Consider the following 15,818-nt stretch of genomic DNA (forward strand, 5'->3'; position numbering starts at 1 on the left):
AATGGACTTCAACTACGACGATACCCAGAAAAAACACGCGGCGATGATCGCCCAGGTGTGTGCCGAGCAACTGGCGGCGTGTGGCAATGAACATTCGCGCTACTTCACCGCACAGCAATGGGCGATCTGCGGCGAGGCCGGATTGCTGGGACTGTCGATTCCCCGAGAGTACGGCGGCCAGGGCCTGGGCGCGCTGTCGACGGCAATTGCCATGCACGCCTTCGGCCTGGGGTGCGCGGACATGGGGCTGGTGTTCGCAGCTGCGGCTCACCAGTTCGCCTGCGCCATGCCGATTGTCGAGTTCGCCACCGCGCAAACCAAGCGCGATGTCTTGCCGAAACTGGCCAGCGGCGAGTTCATCGGCTCCAACGCGATCACAGAACCCGAGGCGGGCTCGGACGCCAGCAACTTGAAGAGCCGGGCCTGGCCCCAGGCCGATGGCAGTTACCGTCTCAGCGGCCACAAGAGTTTTGCCGGCAACGCGCCGATTGCCGACATTTTCGTGACCTACGCCACCTCCCATCCCGAGTACGGTGCCTTGGGGGTCAGCGGTTTCATCGTCGAGCGCCACACCCCAGGACTCAAGGTCAGCGAGCCCCTTGGCAAGGTTTGCTTGCGCAGTTGCCCGGCGGGTGAAGTGTTTTTCGACGACTGTCCGGTCCCGGCCGTCAACCGCCTGGGCGAGGAGGGGCAGGGGCGACAGGTGTTCCAGAGCTCCATGGGCTGGGAGCGGGCCTGTCTGTTCGCGGCGTTCCTCGGAATGATGGAGCGGCAACTTGAGCAAACCATCGAGCACGCGCGCACTCGGCGCCAGTTTGGCAAGCCGATTGGCGACAACCAGGCGGTCTCTCACCGCATCGCGCAAATGAAACTGCGCCTGGAGTCGGCCCGGCTGCTGTTGTTCAGGGCGTGTTGGGGAATGGACCAGGGCGATCCGGGTCAGCTCAACATCGCCTTGTCGAAACTGGCCATCAGTGAAGGCGCGCTGGCATCGAGCATCGATGCGGTGAGGATCTTCGGCGGCCGCGGTTGCCTGGAGTCCTTCGGGATCGAGGCGATGCTGCGCGACTCCATCGGCACCACGATCTTTTCCGGTACCAGCGATATGCAACACGAAATCATTGCCCGGGAGTTGAAATTATGAAGCTGCTGCATGAACGGATGCTGCACAGTGCCGCCCGCTACCCGAGGCAGGCGGCGGTGGTGGACGAGCAGAACGTCCTGAGCTACGAGGCGCTGGCGCAAAGGACCGAGGAGTGGGTGGCCACGCTCTGTGCCTTGGGGGTCAGCCAGGGGCAACGGATCCTGCTCTGGGCGAACAAATCGGTGGAGCTGGTGGCCATCATGCACGCGGCCCTGAGGCTGGGAGTGGTGTATGTGCCGGTGGATCCGCTGAGCCCGGTGTCGCGCCTGGAAAAGATTGCCCGCGACTCGCAGGCGGTGCTGGTCCTGTGCACGGATGCCCGCCTGGAAGAGATCGCCGGCTGCGAGCTGGGCCAGGTCCAGTGTGTGGTGCTGGACGAGCCGGCGAACGCCCGCTACTGGCGCAACATCGATACCCGTTCCGTCGCCGTGCCGACGCCGGACATTCAACCGGACGACCTGGCCTACATTCTCTACACCTCCGGTTCCACCGGCATGCCCAAAGGGGTTTCGCTCAGTCATACCAATGCCCTGGCATTTGTCGACTGGGCGTGCGAGCGCTTTTCCTTTCAGGCCGGTGAGCGCTTTGCCAACCATGCGCCCTTGCATTTCGACCTGTCGGTCCTGGACATCTACGGTGCACTCAATGTCGGCGGCACGTTGTGCCTGGTCCCCGAGTCGATTGCCTTTTCACCGCGGCTGCTGACCGACTTCATCCGCCTGCACGAAATCAGGATCTGGTACTCGGTTCCCTCGGTACTCATGATGATGATGCACGACGGCGGCTTGCTCAGTGATATCCAGGACACGCTGCGGGTGTTGCTGTTCGCCGGCGAGCCGTTCCCGATCAAGCACCTGCGTGAGCTGCGTGCGGCCTATCCCGAGGTGCGCCTGGCCAATCTCTTCGGCCCTACGGAGACCAATGTGTGCACCGCGTTCGAGGTTGGCGCCATTCACCCCGAGCGTTTGCTCCCGGTGCCCATCGGCACGGCCGCCTCGGGTAACCAGGTGTGGGCACAAAGGCCTGACGGCAGCCGTTGCGCCGTGGACGAGGAGGGCGAGCTGGTCGTACAGGGGCCGACGGTGATGCTGGGTTATTTCGCCATGCCGGCCCAGCAGGGGCCCTACAAGACCGGCGATATGGTCCGGCAGCGGGCCGACGGTAACTACGAGTACCTTGGGCGGCGTGACGACATGCTCAAGGTTCGCGGCAATAGGATCGAACGCGGGGAGGTGGAGGCGGCGCTGCTGGCTCATCCCCAGGTCAGCGAGGCTGCCGTACTGGTGGTGGGCGAGGGGATGAATGCGCAGCTGTGGGGAGTGCTGGTGCCTCAAGCCGGGGACAATCTTTCGCTGATCGACCTCAAGCGTCACTGCGCCCAGCGCCTGCCGCGCTACATGATCATCGACAAGATGCTGTGCCTGGACGCGTTGCCGCGCAACGCCAATGGCAAGGTTGATCGCTTTGCCCTGACCCGACAGCTGGAGGGCTGAATCATGCGCACTCCATCAGGCATGGCCAGGGAGCTGTGGTTTCCCTATGCCAGCAGGCCCCGGGGCAAGATGCGCTTGTTCACCTTCCCCTACGCCGGAAGCGGGGCCTCGGTGTTTCAACGCTGGTTCCTGCCGTTGTATGACCAGGTCGACCTGTATGCCCTGCAGTTGCCGGGGCGCGAGGGGCGCAGCCAGGAAAGCCGCTACCGCGACATGCAGACGGCGGCCAATGACGTAGTCGACTGCCTGGAGCAGTTCAGCGATGACATTCCCTGCTGTTTCTTTGGGCACAGCATGGGGGCCTTGCTGGCCTTTGCCGTCGCCAGTGTCCTGCAGGAGCGGGGGCGGCCGCTGCCGCAGCAACTGCTGCTCTCGGGCATGGTCGCGCCCCATGTGCCGCAACAGGTGGCGCCGCTGCACCAGCTGCCGCCAGCGCAGGCCATAGGCGTGCTGCAGGCCATGGGCGGGGTGCCGGCGGTGGTGCTGGCCGAGGAGGACCTGATGCAGATGTACCTGCCGATCATTCAGGCGGATATTCAGATGGTCTACTCCTATGCCAATGCCCAGGCCCGGCCGCTGGATCTGGACATGATCTGCCTGAGCGGCAGCCAGGACCGGATCGCGCCGCCCTCGCAGATGCAGCAGTGGCGGCGCTATACCCAGGGCAGCTTCGAGCAGTTCGTGTTTGCCGGTGGTCATTTCTTTCTCGACGCTCAGGTCATGTCGCGGATCAAGGCAGTGTTGGCTGGCGCTCGGCACAATCAGCCCGGCACGCTGGCAGTGTGAGCCGGTTAGTGGGCAATCGCCGCGAGGCCGGCCCGGGCAAACAGCTTGAAATGCGTTTTCAGGGCGTCTGCATCGTGCTGCAGGACGGCCTGGAGCGGGCTGGCCTGCTGGCGGTCGATCACCGCCAGCATCAGGCAAGGCGCGATGATGCTGATGGTGCAGCGTGCCAGCGCCGGGTCGCCGATTGGAAATCCGGTGATTTCGCTGATGAGCGCTTCCAGCAGGCGGAATTTGGGCATCACTTCTTCTTGGACAAGGCTTGAGAAATGGACAGTAGGGGCCAGTATTTCCCGCGCACAGACCTTGCTTTGCCAGCTTTGTTCGTCGAGCACCCGGGTGACGATGACATCGATGAACCTATCGAGCTTGGTCAGCGCGGGCTCCTCGCTCATCGCAAGTTGCGACAGGGCTTCGAAGCTGACCAACTGCTTGTGCCCCTCGATCAATACCGCCTTGTACAGGGCTTCCCGACTACCGAAGTGGTAGTTGATGGCGGCGAGGTCGGCGCCGGCCTCTTCACAGATGAGCTTGCTCGCGGTATTGGCATAGCCATGCTGGGCAAACAGACGGGCAGCCACATCGAGAATGCGCACCCTGGTGTGTTCGCCGTCGCTTCTGCTGGTTCTGCGTCGGATATTCATGGTGTTCCTCATGGTTGGGGCTAGGGGTTGCTTCACGGCCAGTATCTGTTATTTTCTAATTTAAATTCAAATTGAATTTTAATTAGGCCTTGGCAAACAAAGGACTCATGGATGAAGAAGCAGTTGATTGTAGGGGTTGCCGTACTGCTGGTGGTCACAGCGGGTGTTTCCTGGTTTCTCCTTCGCCCCGAGAAACACAACGACCAGGTGAAGCTCCATGGCAACGTCGACATCCGTCAGGTGTCCCTGGCGTTCGATGGCAGTGAGCGAATCGCTGCGCTGTATGCCGAGGAGGGCGACCTGGTGCAGGAAGGCCAGGTTCTGGCCGAGCTTGACACTCGCACGCTGCGCCTTGAAATAAACCGCTCCAAGGCCAAGATCGGCGCTCAGGAACAGACGCTGCTGCGCTTGAAAAATGGTACGCGGCCGCAAGAGATCGAACAGTCAAAGGCACGTTTCGACGCTGCCCGGGCGCAAATGCAACTGGCCCAACTGCATATGCAGCGCCTGCGCAGGATTGCCGACGACACCCAGGGCAAGGGCGTCAGCCAGCAACGTCTGGACCAGGCGGCAGCCGACTTGCAGGTCGCCAGGGCGCAGTTGCAGGAACAGCGCGAGTCTTGGACCTTGGCCAAGATCGGCCCGCGCGACGAAGACATCGCCCAGGCGACGGCAGACCTGCAAGCTTCCAGGGCCGACCTGGATTTGCTGGAACACTACCTGGCGCGTGCTCAGCTCAAGGCGCCCACTCAGGCCCGGATACGCTCGCGCTTGTTGGAGCCTGGCGACATGGCCTCGCCTCAGCGCCCGGTATTTGCCCTGGCGCTGACCGACCCCAAGTGGGTGCGCGCCTATGTCAACGAACGCCAGTTGGGCCACGTGCGGCCTGAGCAGACGGCGCGTGTCTATACCGACAGCTTTCCCGACCAGCCCATAGACGGCAAGGTCGGGTATATCTCCTCGGTTGCCGAATTCACCCCCAAGTCGGTTGAAACGGAAGACCTGCGCACCAGCCTGGTCTACGAGATCCGAGTGCTGGTCCAGGATCCGCACGATCGCCTGCGCCTCGGCATGCCGGCCACGGTCTACCTCGATCAGGCGCCGGTGGCCGGGGCCGCGCCATGAGTGCGCTGGCGACAACTGTCGAGGCCGTTGAACTGGTCAAGCGCTTTCGCACCGGAGCGCGAGAGCAACTGGCCCTGGATGGGGTTTCCCTGAAGGTCCCCAGCGGCCAGCTCAGCGCGCTGGTGGGGCCGGATGGTGCCGGAAAGACCACCCTGCTGCGGATGATCGCCGGCCTGCTGAAGGCCGACGCGGGACAACTGAAGGTGCTGGGGCTGGACGTTGGCGCCGACCCGCAACAGGTGCAGGACCTCATCAGCTACATGCCGCAGAAGTTCGGTTTGTACGAGGACCTGACGATCCAGGAAAACCTTGAGCTGTACGCTGACCTGCATGGCGTGCAGGCCCAGCAGCGCCAGGAGCGCTTTTCCCGGTTGCTGCAAATGATGGACCTGACGCGCTTTCGCGACCGACTGGCCGGGCAGCTCTCCGGCGGCATGAAGCAGAAGCTCGGGCTGGCCTGTACGCTGGTCCGTTCACCACAACTGTTGCTGCTGGACGAGCCCACTGTGGGGGTGGACCCGCTGTCGCGGCGGGAGCTGTGGAGCATCATCGAGCAATTGATCGAACAAGAAAATCTGACGGTGCTGATCAGTACCGCCTACATGGACGAGGCCCAGAGCTGTGCCCAGGTTTTCGTTCTGTACCAGGGGCGCCTGATCGCCCAAGGGCCACCGGCGCAACTTTGCGAGCTGGCGCAGGGCCTGTGCTATGGCGCCGGCCCCCAGCCAGGTACCCCGGCCAGGTTGTTGCAGGCGCGCCTGCTTGATGACAGCGAGCACGTCATCGATGCCGTGCCCGAGGGCGGCAAGGTGCGTTTCATCCGCAGCGCCCGGGTGCCCATAGAGGACATTCCTTCGCTGACTGGCCTTGCACCTCCCCAGGCTCTGGAGGCACGCCTCGAAGACGGCTTCATGGTGTTGCTCCGACAACAGGTTGCCAGCGTTGCAACCCCGGACGAGTCGCTGTGGGTGCCAACCAGCGACCATCAGGGCGACAGCGCGGTCGACCGTCGGGTGGTCATCGAAGTCCGCGACCTGGTCCGCAAGTTCGGCGACTTCACCGCGGTCGCCAGTACGTCGTTCGAGGTGCTCAAGGGCGAAATCTTCGGTTTGCTGGGCCCCAACGGTGCCGGCAAGACCACCACTTTTCGCATGCTCTGCGGCTTGCTTCCCGCCTCCAGCGGGCACCTTGAAGTGGCCGGCGTCAACCTGCGTCACGCACGGGCGGCGGCGCGGCGCAAGATCGGCTATGTCTCGCAGAAGTTCGCCTTGTACGCCAACCTGTCGGCGCTGGAGAACCTGCGTTTCTTCGGTGGCGTCTATGGCCTGCATGGCGGGCAGTTGAAAGCGCGAGTGGCGCTGATGCTTGAACAGTTCGACCTCGAAGAACACCAGCACCTGCGCAGCGGCGAGCTGCCCGGTGGCTACAAACAGCGCTTGGCCATGGCGGTCGCGTTGCTGCACGAGCCGCAGATTCTGTTCCTCGACGAGCCCACCAGTGGCATCGATCCCCTGGCCCGTCGGGCCTTCTGGCGGCGCATCACGGCCCTGGCGCAAAGTGGCACGACGATCGTCATCACCACCCATTTCATGGAAGAGGCCGAGTACTGCGACCGCATCGTGATCCAGGATGCCGGGCGCTTGTTGGCCCTGGGCACCCCGGAACAGGTCCGCCAGCAGGGCGACGAGTCGCTCGCCGACATGAACAGTGCCTTCATTGCCGTGGTCGAGCGTGCTCGGGCCCGGGCCAGTGTTGCGGCGCAGTGAGGAATAACCATGAATGATTTCAAGGGATCTACCTCAGGGTTCAGGCGCAGGCTCGTCGCGCTTACCCGTAAGGAATTTCGCCAACTGATGCGCGACAAGAGCAACCTGGCGATAGGCATCGTCTTGCCCATTGTATTGATCCTGATATTTGGCTACGGCTTGTCCTTGGATATCCGCAACACGCCCCTGGCGGTGGTCATGGAGGACAGCTCCCCCAGCGCTCGGGGCGTGGTGGCGAAACTGGAGAGCTCGGACTATTTCTCGGTGATCCGGGTGACCAGCATGGCCGAGGCCCAAGTGCTGATGGACAGGCGCCGGGTCGACGGCATCGTCCGTGTGCCGGCGGATTTTTCCCGGCGCCTCGAACGGCGGGATGCGCGCTTGCAGTTGCTGCTGCATGGCGCCGACGCCAACAGCGCGGCGACCCTTGGTCGCTACGTCAGGGGCGCGCTGAATGTCTGGCAACAGCAGCAGTTCGACCGTGCGCCCGCGCAGTCCGCGGGGCGGGTACTGGTTGTCGAGCGGATGTGGTTCAACGCCGCCAACAGCAGTACCTGGTACCTGGTACCCGGGCTGATTGCCTTGATCATGACCCTGGTGGGTGCCTTCCTGACCTCCTTGGTGCTGGCCCGGGAGTGGGAGCGGGGCACGCTGGAGTCGCTGTTCGTCACCCCGGTGAGGTCGATCGAGATACTCCTAGCCAAGATCATTCCCTATTTTCTGGTGGGCCTGGTGGGCCTGGTGATGTGCCTGGTTTCCGCACGGCTGCTGTTCGAAGTGCCGATCCAGGGGTCGCTGTTGCTCCTGCTGCTGAGTTCGATGCTCTACCTGCTGGTTACCCTGGGCATTGGCCTGCTGATTTCGGCGAAGACCCGCAACCAGTTCCTGGCCAGCCAGATCGCCATCATCTTCAGTTTCCTGCCGGCGCTGATGTTGTCGGGGTTTCTCTTCGATCTGCGCAACGTACCGACGTTCATCCGGGTGGTCGGCTCGATCCTGCCGGCGACCTACTTCATGGAGCTGGTCAAGACCCTGTTCCTGGCCGGCAACAACTGGCCGCTGATCGCCAAGAACCTTGCCATCCTCACGGCCTACGCGCTGTTGCTGTTGAACGCTGCACGTATGTGCACCCGTAAGAAGCTGGATTGACGCCATGGACAAGCTGATGAATTTCGTACGTGAGTTGCTGTTCCTGTTTCAGAAAGAGTTCCTGGCCATCGTCAAGGACCCGGCCAACCGGGTGATCCTGATTGCCCCGGCGATCGTCCAGTCGTTGCTGTTCGGCTATGGCGCCACCTATGACTTGAACTACGTGCCTTATGCCGTGCTGGACCAAAGCCAGGGGCGGGCCTCGAAAGAGCTGCTGGCGCGTTTCGATGCCTCCGGGGTGTTCGCCCGGGTGTCGACATTGACCAGTGTCGATGAGATCGCCCCGGTGATCGATCGGGGCAGCGCGTTGCTGGTCCTGCATATCTCCTCCGACTTCGACGAGCGCTTGAGCCGGCATGAGAATGCCGGTCTGCAACTGATCTTGGATGGGCGAAACTCGACGACCGCGGGGATGGCGGCCGGGCATATCGCCAACCTGGTGGGCGATTTCAACCAGCAGTTCCTGGCGGTGGACAACGCGCCGGTACGCCTGGAAACCCGCGCCTGGTTCAACCCCAACCTGCAAACCCGTTGGAACATCGTGCCGGGTCTGATCGCCGCGTTGAGCATGATCCAGACCCTGATGCTGGCGGCGCTGTCGGTGGCCAGGGAGCGCGAGCAGGGCACCTTTGACCAGTTGTTGGTCACGCCGCTGACGCCGTTCGTGATTCTGCTGGGCAAGGCGCTGCCGTCGGTCTTGATCGGGCTTTTGCAGTCGAGCCTGATCCTGGCCGTGGGGCTGTTCTGGTTCAAGATCCCGATGATCGGCTCGGTGCTGGATCTGTACCTGGGGCTGTTCGTCTTCACCAGTGCTTGCGTGGGCATCGGCCTGTCCATCTCGGCGCTCTCGGCCAACATGCAGCAGGCCATGGTGTACACCTTTGTGCTGATGATGCCGCTGATCCTGCTCTCCGGGCTGATCACCCCGGTGCACAGCATGCCCGAGGCCCTGCAACTGCTGACCTACCTCGATCCGCTGCGCTTTGCCATTGACCTGGTCAGGAGGATCTACCTGGAGGGGGCAACGCTGGCGGATGTGTCCTGGAACCTGGTGCCCATGTTGGCCGTAGCGCTGGTGACCCTGCCGCTGGCTGCGTGGCTGTTTCGCAATCGATTGGTGTGATAAGGAACGTCATGAAAACTACTCATTCTGGATACCTGCTCAACGGCCTGGCGGCGGCCTTGATGCTGTCTATCTCCGCCTGCACCGTTGGGCCCGATTTCAAGGCACCAGTACTGCCCAGCCCGGAGCGGTGGACGGACTGGCACAGCGGCCCGGCCGCGCAGACGGTGCCTGGAAGAGCTTCTGTAACAACACCGCAAGGGGCCGACAGTGACTGGTGGCGGGTATTTGGCGATCCGGTACTGAACCAGTTGCAGGCCCGGGTGCACGAAGCCAGCCCAGACCTGCACACGGCCCTGCTGCGCTTTGCCCAGGTTCGGCTGCAACGCCAGATCGTTGCCTCCCTGGAAACGCCCGAAGTGGCTCTAAGCGCTGCGGTTTCGCGAAACCGGCAAAGCCGGTATGCGCCGAACAATCGCATGCTCGAAGCCTTGGGCAGTGATCGTAATGCCCTGGAAAAGGCGTTGACCGACCCTTATAGCCTGTACCAGGCCGGGTTCGACGTTTCATGGGAACTGGATCTCTGGGGCCGGGTGTCGCGTCTGGGCGAAGCCGCCCAGGCCGAGGTCGATGGCGCGGCGGCGACCCTGGACGACGCGCTGCTCAGTGTCTCCAGCGAGTTGGCGAGAAACTACTTCGAAGTGCGTACCGCACAACGCCAGACCCGCCTGTTGGAGCAGGAGGCGCAGATCCTTTACGCGCACCTGCAAGTGGTGGCAGTCCAGGCCCGGGAAGGCGAGGAAGATGGGTTCGCGGTAGAGCGGCAAGAGGCGCGGTTGGCGGCATTGAATGCACAGATACCGGGCTGGAAGGCGTTGCACACCCAGGCAGCCAACCGCATTGCGTTGCTGTTGGGAGAGCATCCCGGGGCCCTCGACACCTTGCTTGCGGGACCCTCTGACAAGGCCCTGGACAGCCCGCTGCCCAACTTGCAGTTGGGCCTGCCTGGCGAGCTGGCCCGCCAGCGTCCGGACATCCGCGCGGCCCAGGCCCGCCTGCACCGCGCGACGGCGGGCATCGGCGTGGCCGAAGCCGAGTTGTACCCACGCGTGATGCTGGGGGCCAACCTTGGCTTCGAGTCCTACAAGAGCGGCCAGTTTGCCGACTGGAGCAGCAGGACCTGGTCGGTAGGGCCGCGCCTGGACCTGCCGTTGTTCGACCGCGGGCGGCGCAGCAAGACCGTGGTCCTGCGCACGCTTGAACAACAAGAAGCCGCCGTGGCGTTTCACCAGACCGTACTGGCGGCCTGGCAGGAAGTGGACGATGCCTTGAGTCGCTATCACAACGAATACCAGCGCGCCGCGCACCTCAAGGACAGCTACGACAGCAAGGCTCGTACCTATGAGTGGACCCGTGTCAGGTACGCGGCCGGGGAGGCCAGCTACCTGGAGGAACTGGAGGCGCAACGCACGGTGCTGCAGGCGCAACGCGACCTGGTCAATAGCGACAGTCAACTGCGCACTCACCTGATCAGCATTTACAAATCCATGGGCGGGCACTCCACCTGACCCCCTGAAACGCTGTCCCTCGCAATACGCCCAGCAGACTCACGTTCCTAACGGAATAGGAAACCATGCACATGGAAGAGCTCTATAAGATCGCGTTTTTTTCAGCCTTGATCCTGGTAGTACCGGGGCCTTCGAATACTTTGATGCTGGCCTCGGGCTTCAAGTTTGGTTTGTTACGCGCCTTGCCGCTGATGTTGATCGAGATGTTCGGCTACACCGTTTCGATCTGTATCTGGGGTTGGGGGATCGCTTTCCTGTCACACGATCATCCGTGGTTGATCCATCTGATCAAGCTGTTGTGTGCTTTCTACATTGCGACGCTGGCCTTGAAAACCTGGAAGACCTCAAGCACCGGCGCCCAACACGCGGAGCGCTTCGAAAATTGGCCGCGGCAATTGCTGATCACGACCCTGCTCAACCCTAAGGCGCTGATCTTTGCCAGCGTGATATTTCCGGCCCGTTCATTCACCAGCCTGGGGGATTTTCTGCCGGCATTGAGCGCCTTCTTCCTGGCGCTGGCGCCGATTTCCCTGCTGTGGGTCTCGCTGGGGGCCGGCATCCGTGCCCAATACCTGGGCCGGGTCTCGGGGCCGCTGTTCTCCCGGGGCACGGCCGTCGTCTTGGCGCTGTTCTCCGCCACCCTCACTTACACCGTGGTTCGGGCGGTGTAGGCGCTTAGGCCACGCTTTTCAGCGCCCCCCTGAGGCCAGGACCAGGGCGCTGTTGGCATTACCCTGGGCTGGCGGTGTGCAGTAGGCAAATGTCTTGGGGCGAAGGGCGGACTCATCCGGTGTCGTCCTATTGCTCAAGCATCACACTGCGTCAAACGATCCATAGCGGTTCAACAGACACATCGGCCGGCCCTTGAGTTGCCGTTGCGCCCGCTGTCGCGGGGCAGAAAGCGGCGCTTCCCATGACTTTTCCTTGTGCATCATTTCGTCCTTTCCTGCGTGCTTGTCGGCAATTTCAAGACTGCTGAACTTGAAGTTTTCCGCGACATTCTCGCCACGCCGGTTGTGCAGGTCGCGTAGGCGGATGTTTTCAGCGTGCCCGTTATGGGCGTAGGTGCAGCGTTGCCACATGCCGCCAGTACCGGTCGCGGAGCCTACGTATAGCTGATGCTCGCCTGCCGCCCGGTCGCCACTGAGGTACACGCCCGCTACGCAGGAAAGCGCGGTCTGCCATGACTCCAGGCCTTGTTTGACGATGATGTTCAGGTCCCGATGAGAGGTGTCGATTTCCTTGAAACCGGGAAACTTGCCGAGCGCCATGGGCTGTTCCAGGGTCGAGGGCACCACCACGCTTTTCATGCCAGGTTTGCAGCCAGAGAGAGTGCCCCCGCGGCTTGCTGTAGTCGAGTATCAAGCGATCTTCCCGCTCAGCAAATTCAGGTCCGCGCGGTAGACGTACACGAAGTCATGCCTGTCTTCATCACGCCTGGGCTCGTTGAGCTTGAGTGAGTTGTAAACCCCGGCCAGCACCCATCCGTGTTGCGAGGGGCTTGGAGGCTGTTAGCGATTGGATACGGGACTGGTGAGGCATGCGGGGGAGGCCGTGGTTTGCTTACGCCTTGCCGGTAAGGATCGTCATTGAGGTCGATCGCCTCAAGAGAGAACGTCCTGTTTGGGCATGAAGAAGCGAGCGAAGAGTTCGGATTGCGACTTGATGTTCAGCTTGGCGTAAATGTTGCGCCGATGAACTTTTATCGTTTCTGCCGAGAGGGAAAGTTTTCCAGCGATCTCTTTGTTGGAAAAGCCACTGAGTAACAGCCTGAGGACATCGCCTTCCCGTGCTGTTATCTGCGTGCCCAGTTGACTCATCGTTTCGGGCCATTGAGGCGGGGCACTGAGGTTTTTCTCTACATCAGTCTCAAAGCACATGCGTTGATGCATCAACGCGGTGACCCATGGCTTGATGAGATCCAGCATCGTGATCTGCTCTTGATTGAAGTGGACGCCGCTGCCAATGGAGATGCACAGGGTTCTGTCGGCATCAAGCTGGATGTTGTACTGGACTTCATCGACAGAAATATATTGCGCAAAGTACTTGTGGTAGTACTCGGTTTCCAGAAAGTACTCCGGTGCAATATCCAGCAAGTGAAAAAAACCGCTCTGTGGGTTTTCCCGATTGGCTATATAGAAAGGGTCCAGCAGATAAAGCCCCTTTACATAGAGGTGGATGAAGGCATCGACCTCTTCTACATCCGCAACTTCGGGAAGGCTGACGACTTGCACCTGTTGATTGCTGAAGATTAGAACAACCCAATTATCGATCTGCACATACTCATTGAGCGTCCGAATAAGTGAGCTCCAGAAGTCTGGGCGGTTCAACTGCATGATCAGTTTTCCAATCGATCGATGCCAGGCCAGGTTATGAAGGTCGAGTGGCATTTTCTACCCCTTTTGGGTTAGGGAATCGTAGGTCAAGGGTAAGTAATCGGAGGTATTTACTATTGGCGAAGGCTCGGTATATTCCCTTGCAGGATTTACGACAGCCATGAGGGCACGTCGTCTGGACAAGGATGTTGCATGAGAAAGTCACCGTTGCGAACCGTTTTTTCAGCCGCGCTTCTCTGTGCCGGTATCAGTACATCAGCCGTGGCGGTAGAGCCTGGGATGTACCTGTACAACTGGTTCGGGCTGCTCGCACCAGAAACCCCAAAAGAGTTCGAACGGGCCACCGGCACCCGCATTCACATGGATGCCTTCGACAGCGCCGAGATCATGCAGAGCAAGGTCATGGCCGGGCGCACCGGGTATGACGTGGTGGTGGCGACCTCCAATGTGCTGCCCAGCCTGATCCAGGCCGGCGTGCTGCAGCCGCTGGACCCGGCGCAACTGAGCAATCTGTCCCACGTCGACCCGGACATCCTGGCCCAGCTCGCGGTCAATGACCCTGGCAATCGTTACGCGGTGCCCTATCTGTGGGGCACCACCGGGATCGGCTATGACGTTGACAAGGTCAAAGCGGCCTTGGGTGACAATGCGCCGGTCAACAGCTGGGACCTGATCTTCAAGGAAGAGAACATCAGCAAGCTCAAGTCCTGTGGCGTGGCCATGCTCGACTCTCCCAGCGAGATCATTTCCATCGCCCTGAACTACCTGGGGCTCCCGAGCAACAGCAAGAACCCGGACGACTATCAGAAAGCCCAGGAACTGCTGCTGAAGATCCGGCCTTATATCGTTTATTTCGACTCGTCCAGAATCGACGCTGACCTGGCGGACGGCAACATCTGTGCGGTGGTGGGCTGGGCCAATGGTGCCCTGGCTGCGCAGGCGATAAACGAGAAGGCGAACACGGGGCGCAAGATTAGCTACAGCCTCCCCCGTGAAGGCGCGTTGGTCTGGTCGGAAAATCTGGTGCTGCTCAAAGATGCTCCGCATCCCAAGGCAGGTCTGGCATTTATCAACTACATGATGCGGCCGGAAGTGATTGCCAAGACCTCCAATCACACGCTGTATCCCAATGCCAATAAAGATGCCACTGAGTTTGTCGAGCAAACATTGCGCGACAATCCCTGGATTTATCCAGACAAGAAAACGCTCGCCACCCTGGTTCCACTTGAGCCGCTGCCATTGAAACTGGAACGGATTCGGACCCGGGTCTGGACCAAGGTAAAGAGCAGCATCTGATTTCGTTCGACTCTTCATCTTCTGCCCTGTGCAAGTTTCATCGCCAGTGCGGGCTCATTAGTTAAAACATTCGGTGAAATGTACTTGCCATGCGGAGATCAACTTTCCGCATGGCGGTATGTGCCTGCGTCCATTCAACACCTCAAGCAACAGGAGAACAGTGGATGTTCAGCCCAGCCCATCAAACACCCTTCAGCTTGACACTCGACGCGCTTGATCAGGACGTTCAAGTGCTCGCCTTCACTGGCGAGGAGGCGATCGGCCGGCCTTACTTTTTCAAGGTGGAGTTTGTCTGCGAGCGGCCAGAGCTGGAGTTGCAAAGCCTGGTCGACAGTGAGGCCTTCCTGGCCTTCGACCCCCAGGGCAACGGCGTTCATGGACGCATCTATCACATCGGCAAAGACGCTGAACATTCGTATCCGCAGCGCTACAGTCTGGCTCTGGTCCCGCATTTGTCCTACCTGCGCCATCGCACCAACCAGCGCATCTATCAACAGTTCACGGTGCCGGCCATCGTCGCCCTGATTCTCGAAGAACACGGGATCCTGGGCGATGCCTACCGCTTTGAGTTGGACTCGACCTACCCCGAGCGTGATTGCTGTACCCAGTTTGGTGAAACGGATTTGCACTTCATCCAGCGCTTGTGTGAGGAGGAGGGGATTCACTTTCACTTCCAGCACAGTGCTCAAGGTCATGTGCTGGTGTTTGGCGATCATCAGGCGGTTTTTCCCAGGATCGAGCAAGCCACGCCTGTCGCCCCCGAGGGCGACAGGCGGGCCAACGAGCGACTGATCAAGCCCGCCAGGCAGGTCACCCCGCAGGCCGGTGAGCACCGCCGCGCGGCCTACCGTCCGCTTGAAAGCCAAGGTCAGCAAACCGGGTTAGCCAGTGGTCATGTTCTGGAAATCCCCGGCCCGCCGGGCCAAGAGCGCAATGAGCCATGGCTTCTGACTCGGGTCATCCATGAAGGCAGACAGCCACAGGTATTGAATGAGTACGCCAGTGGCGACCCGGCTGACGATGACCGGCATCCGGGTTACTGCAATCGCTTCATGCTTGTGCCGGGGGATGCGCTCTATCGCCCGCCTTTGGCTCACGAGAAACCGCAGGTGCCCAGCCAGACTGCGCTGGTTATCGCCATGGAAGATGAAGCGCTGCGCACTGATGGGCGCTGCGCGAGGCTCAAAGTCAAGTTTCCCTGGGATCGGGAAGATCGGTTTGACGACAAAAGCAGCTGTTGGCTAGGGGGCGCTGCCAACTGGCAGTGTGAATTGACGCCACTGCGAACGGGCGTGGAAGTCAGGGTCACCTTTCTTGAAAGCGACCCCGATCAACCGTTGATCAGCGGTTGCCTGTGCTGTCAGTGATTCGATGCTGAGCATGCCTTGCTCGCTCATACGCAGCGCAACTGACGGGGTTTTGCGGCGGGTGGACGGACCTGTGGTCAACGA

Annotated in this window: 14 protein-coding genes; 11 read left to right on the forward strand and 3 right to left on the reverse strand. The window is 61.1% G+C overall.

Features of this window, described 5'->3' with window-relative positions; translation table 11 throughout:
- Position 1 precedes the first annotated feature (1 nt).
- The 3 genes from pltE to PLD_RS03770 are packed head-to-tail and all read left to right on the forward strand — an operon-like array spanning position 2 to position 3,423.
- Positions 2–1,144: an L-prolyl-[peptidyl-carrier protein] dehydrogenase gene (gene pltE, locus PLD_RS03760; RefSeq protein WP_159889959.1), complete on the forward strand. Its 1,143-nt coding sequence runs from the start codon at positions 2–4 to the stop codon at positions 1,142–1,144.
- On the forward strand, positions 1,141–2,637 hold the full coding sequence (pltF, locus tag PLD_RS03765) for an L-proline--[L-prolyl-carrier protein] ligase (RefSeq protein ID WP_159889961.1): 1,497 nt from the start codon (positions 1,141–1,143) through the stop codon (positions 2,635–2,637). Before pltE ends, pltF begins: the two co-directional genes overlap by 4 nt.
- A 3-nt stretch (positions 2,638–2,640) precedes the next feature.
- Positions 2,641–3,423, forward strand: coding sequence for a thioesterase II family protein (locus PLD_RS03770; protein WP_159889963.1), 783 nt, complete (start codon positions 2,641–2,643; stop codon positions 3,421–3,423).
- 5 nt (positions 3,424–3,428) lie between these two features.
- Here PLD_RS03770 and PLD_RS03775 read toward each other — a convergent pair whose 3' ends face one another.
- Positions 3,429–4,064: a TetR/AcrR family transcriptional regulator gene (locus PLD_RS03775; RefSeq protein ID WP_178116117.1), complete on the reverse strand. Its 636-nt coding sequence runs from the start codon at positions 4,062–4,064 to the stop codon at positions 3,429–3,431.
- 111 nt (positions 4,065–4,175) lie between these two features.
- Between PLD_RS03775 and PLD_RS03780 the strand changes: the two genes are divergently transcribed.
- The 6 genes from PLD_RS03780 (at position 4,176) to PLD_RS03805 (ending at position 11,406) form a co-directional block, all read left to right on the forward strand.
- Positions 4,176–5,189 (forward strand): HlyD family efflux transporter periplasmic adaptor subunit, encoded by a 1,014-nt coding sequence (locus tag PLD_RS03780; RefSeq protein WP_159889967.1) that lies wholly within the window; start codon positions 4,176–4,178, stop codon positions 5,187–5,189.
- The gene (locus PLD_RS03785; RefSeq protein ID WP_159889969.1) at positions 5,186–6,955 is read left to right on the forward strand and encodes an ATP-binding cassette domain-containing protein; all 1,770 of its coding nucleotides are present in this window, start codon (positions 5,186–5,188) and stop codon (positions 6,953–6,955) included. The genes PLD_RS03780 and PLD_RS03785 overlap by 4 nt, the downstream gene beginning before the upstream one ends.
- Positions 6,956–6,964: 9 nt before the next feature.
- Positions 6,965–8,104 carry an ABC transporter permease gene (locus PLD_RS03790; protein ID WP_178116118.1) on the forward strand — a complete coding sequence of 380 codons (1,140 nt, stop codon included), beginning with the start codon at positions 6,965–6,967 and terminating at the stop codon, positions 8,102–8,104.
- Between the two features lie 4 nt (positions 8,105–8,108).
- Positions 8,109–9,227, forward strand: a complete 1,119-nt coding sequence (locus PLD_RS03795; RefSeq protein ID WP_159889971.1) for an ABC transporter permease — start codon at positions 8,109–8,111, stop codon at positions 9,225–9,227.
- A gap of 11 nt (positions 9,228–9,238) precedes the next feature.
- The gene (locus tag PLD_RS03800) at positions 9,239–10,735 is read left to right on the forward strand and encodes an efflux transporter outer membrane subunit (protein ID WP_159889973.1); all 1,497 of its coding nucleotides are present in this window, start codon (positions 9,239–9,241) and stop codon (positions 10,733–10,735) included.
- Between the two features lie 71 nt (positions 10,736–10,806).
- A complete protein-coding gene (locus tag PLD_RS03805) occupies positions 10,807–11,406 on the forward strand; it encodes a LysE family translocator (RefSeq protein ID WP_178116119.1) in 600 nt (199 codons plus the stop codon).
- Between the two features lie 141 nt (positions 11,407–11,547).
- On the opposite strand, the gene PLD_RS03810 is transcribed toward PLD_RS03805, so the two are convergent.
- Both PLD_RS03810 and PLD_RS03815 read right to left on the reverse strand, forming a co-directional pair.
- Positions 11,548–12,045, reverse strand: coding sequence for a hypothetical protein (locus tag PLD_RS03810; RefSeq protein WP_159889977.1), 498 nt, complete (start codon positions 12,043–12,045; stop codon positions 11,548–11,550).
- A gap of 294 nt (positions 12,046–12,339) precedes the next feature.
- The gene (locus PLD_RS03815; RefSeq protein ID WP_159889979.1) at positions 12,340–13,125 is read right to left on the reverse strand and encodes a response regulator transcription factor; all 786 of its coding nucleotides are present in this window, start codon (positions 13,123–13,125) and stop codon (positions 12,340–12,342) included.
- Between the two features lie 138 nt (positions 13,126–13,263).
- Between PLD_RS03815 and PLD_RS03820 the strand changes: the two genes are divergently transcribed.
- Both PLD_RS03820 and PLD_RS03825 read left to right on the forward strand, forming a co-directional pair.
- Entirely contained in the window at positions 13,264–14,367 is a 1,104-nt protein-coding gene (locus PLD_RS03820) for a polyamine ABC transporter substrate-binding protein (protein ID WP_159889981.1), read from the forward strand.
- Between the two features lie 164 nt (positions 14,368–14,531).
- Complete coding sequence (locus PLD_RS03825; protein WP_159889983.1) at positions 14,532–15,734, forward strand: contractile injection system protein, VgrG/Pvc8 family; 1,203 nt, start codon at positions 14,532–14,534, stop codon at positions 15,732–15,734.
- The last annotated feature ends 84 nt before the right edge of the window (positions 15,735–15,818 follow it).

It is taken from the genome of Pseudomonas sp. LD120, assembly GCF_009861525.1.
GTDB lineage: Bacteria > Pseudomonadota > Gammaproteobacteria > Pseudomonadales > Pseudomonadaceae > Aquipseudomonas.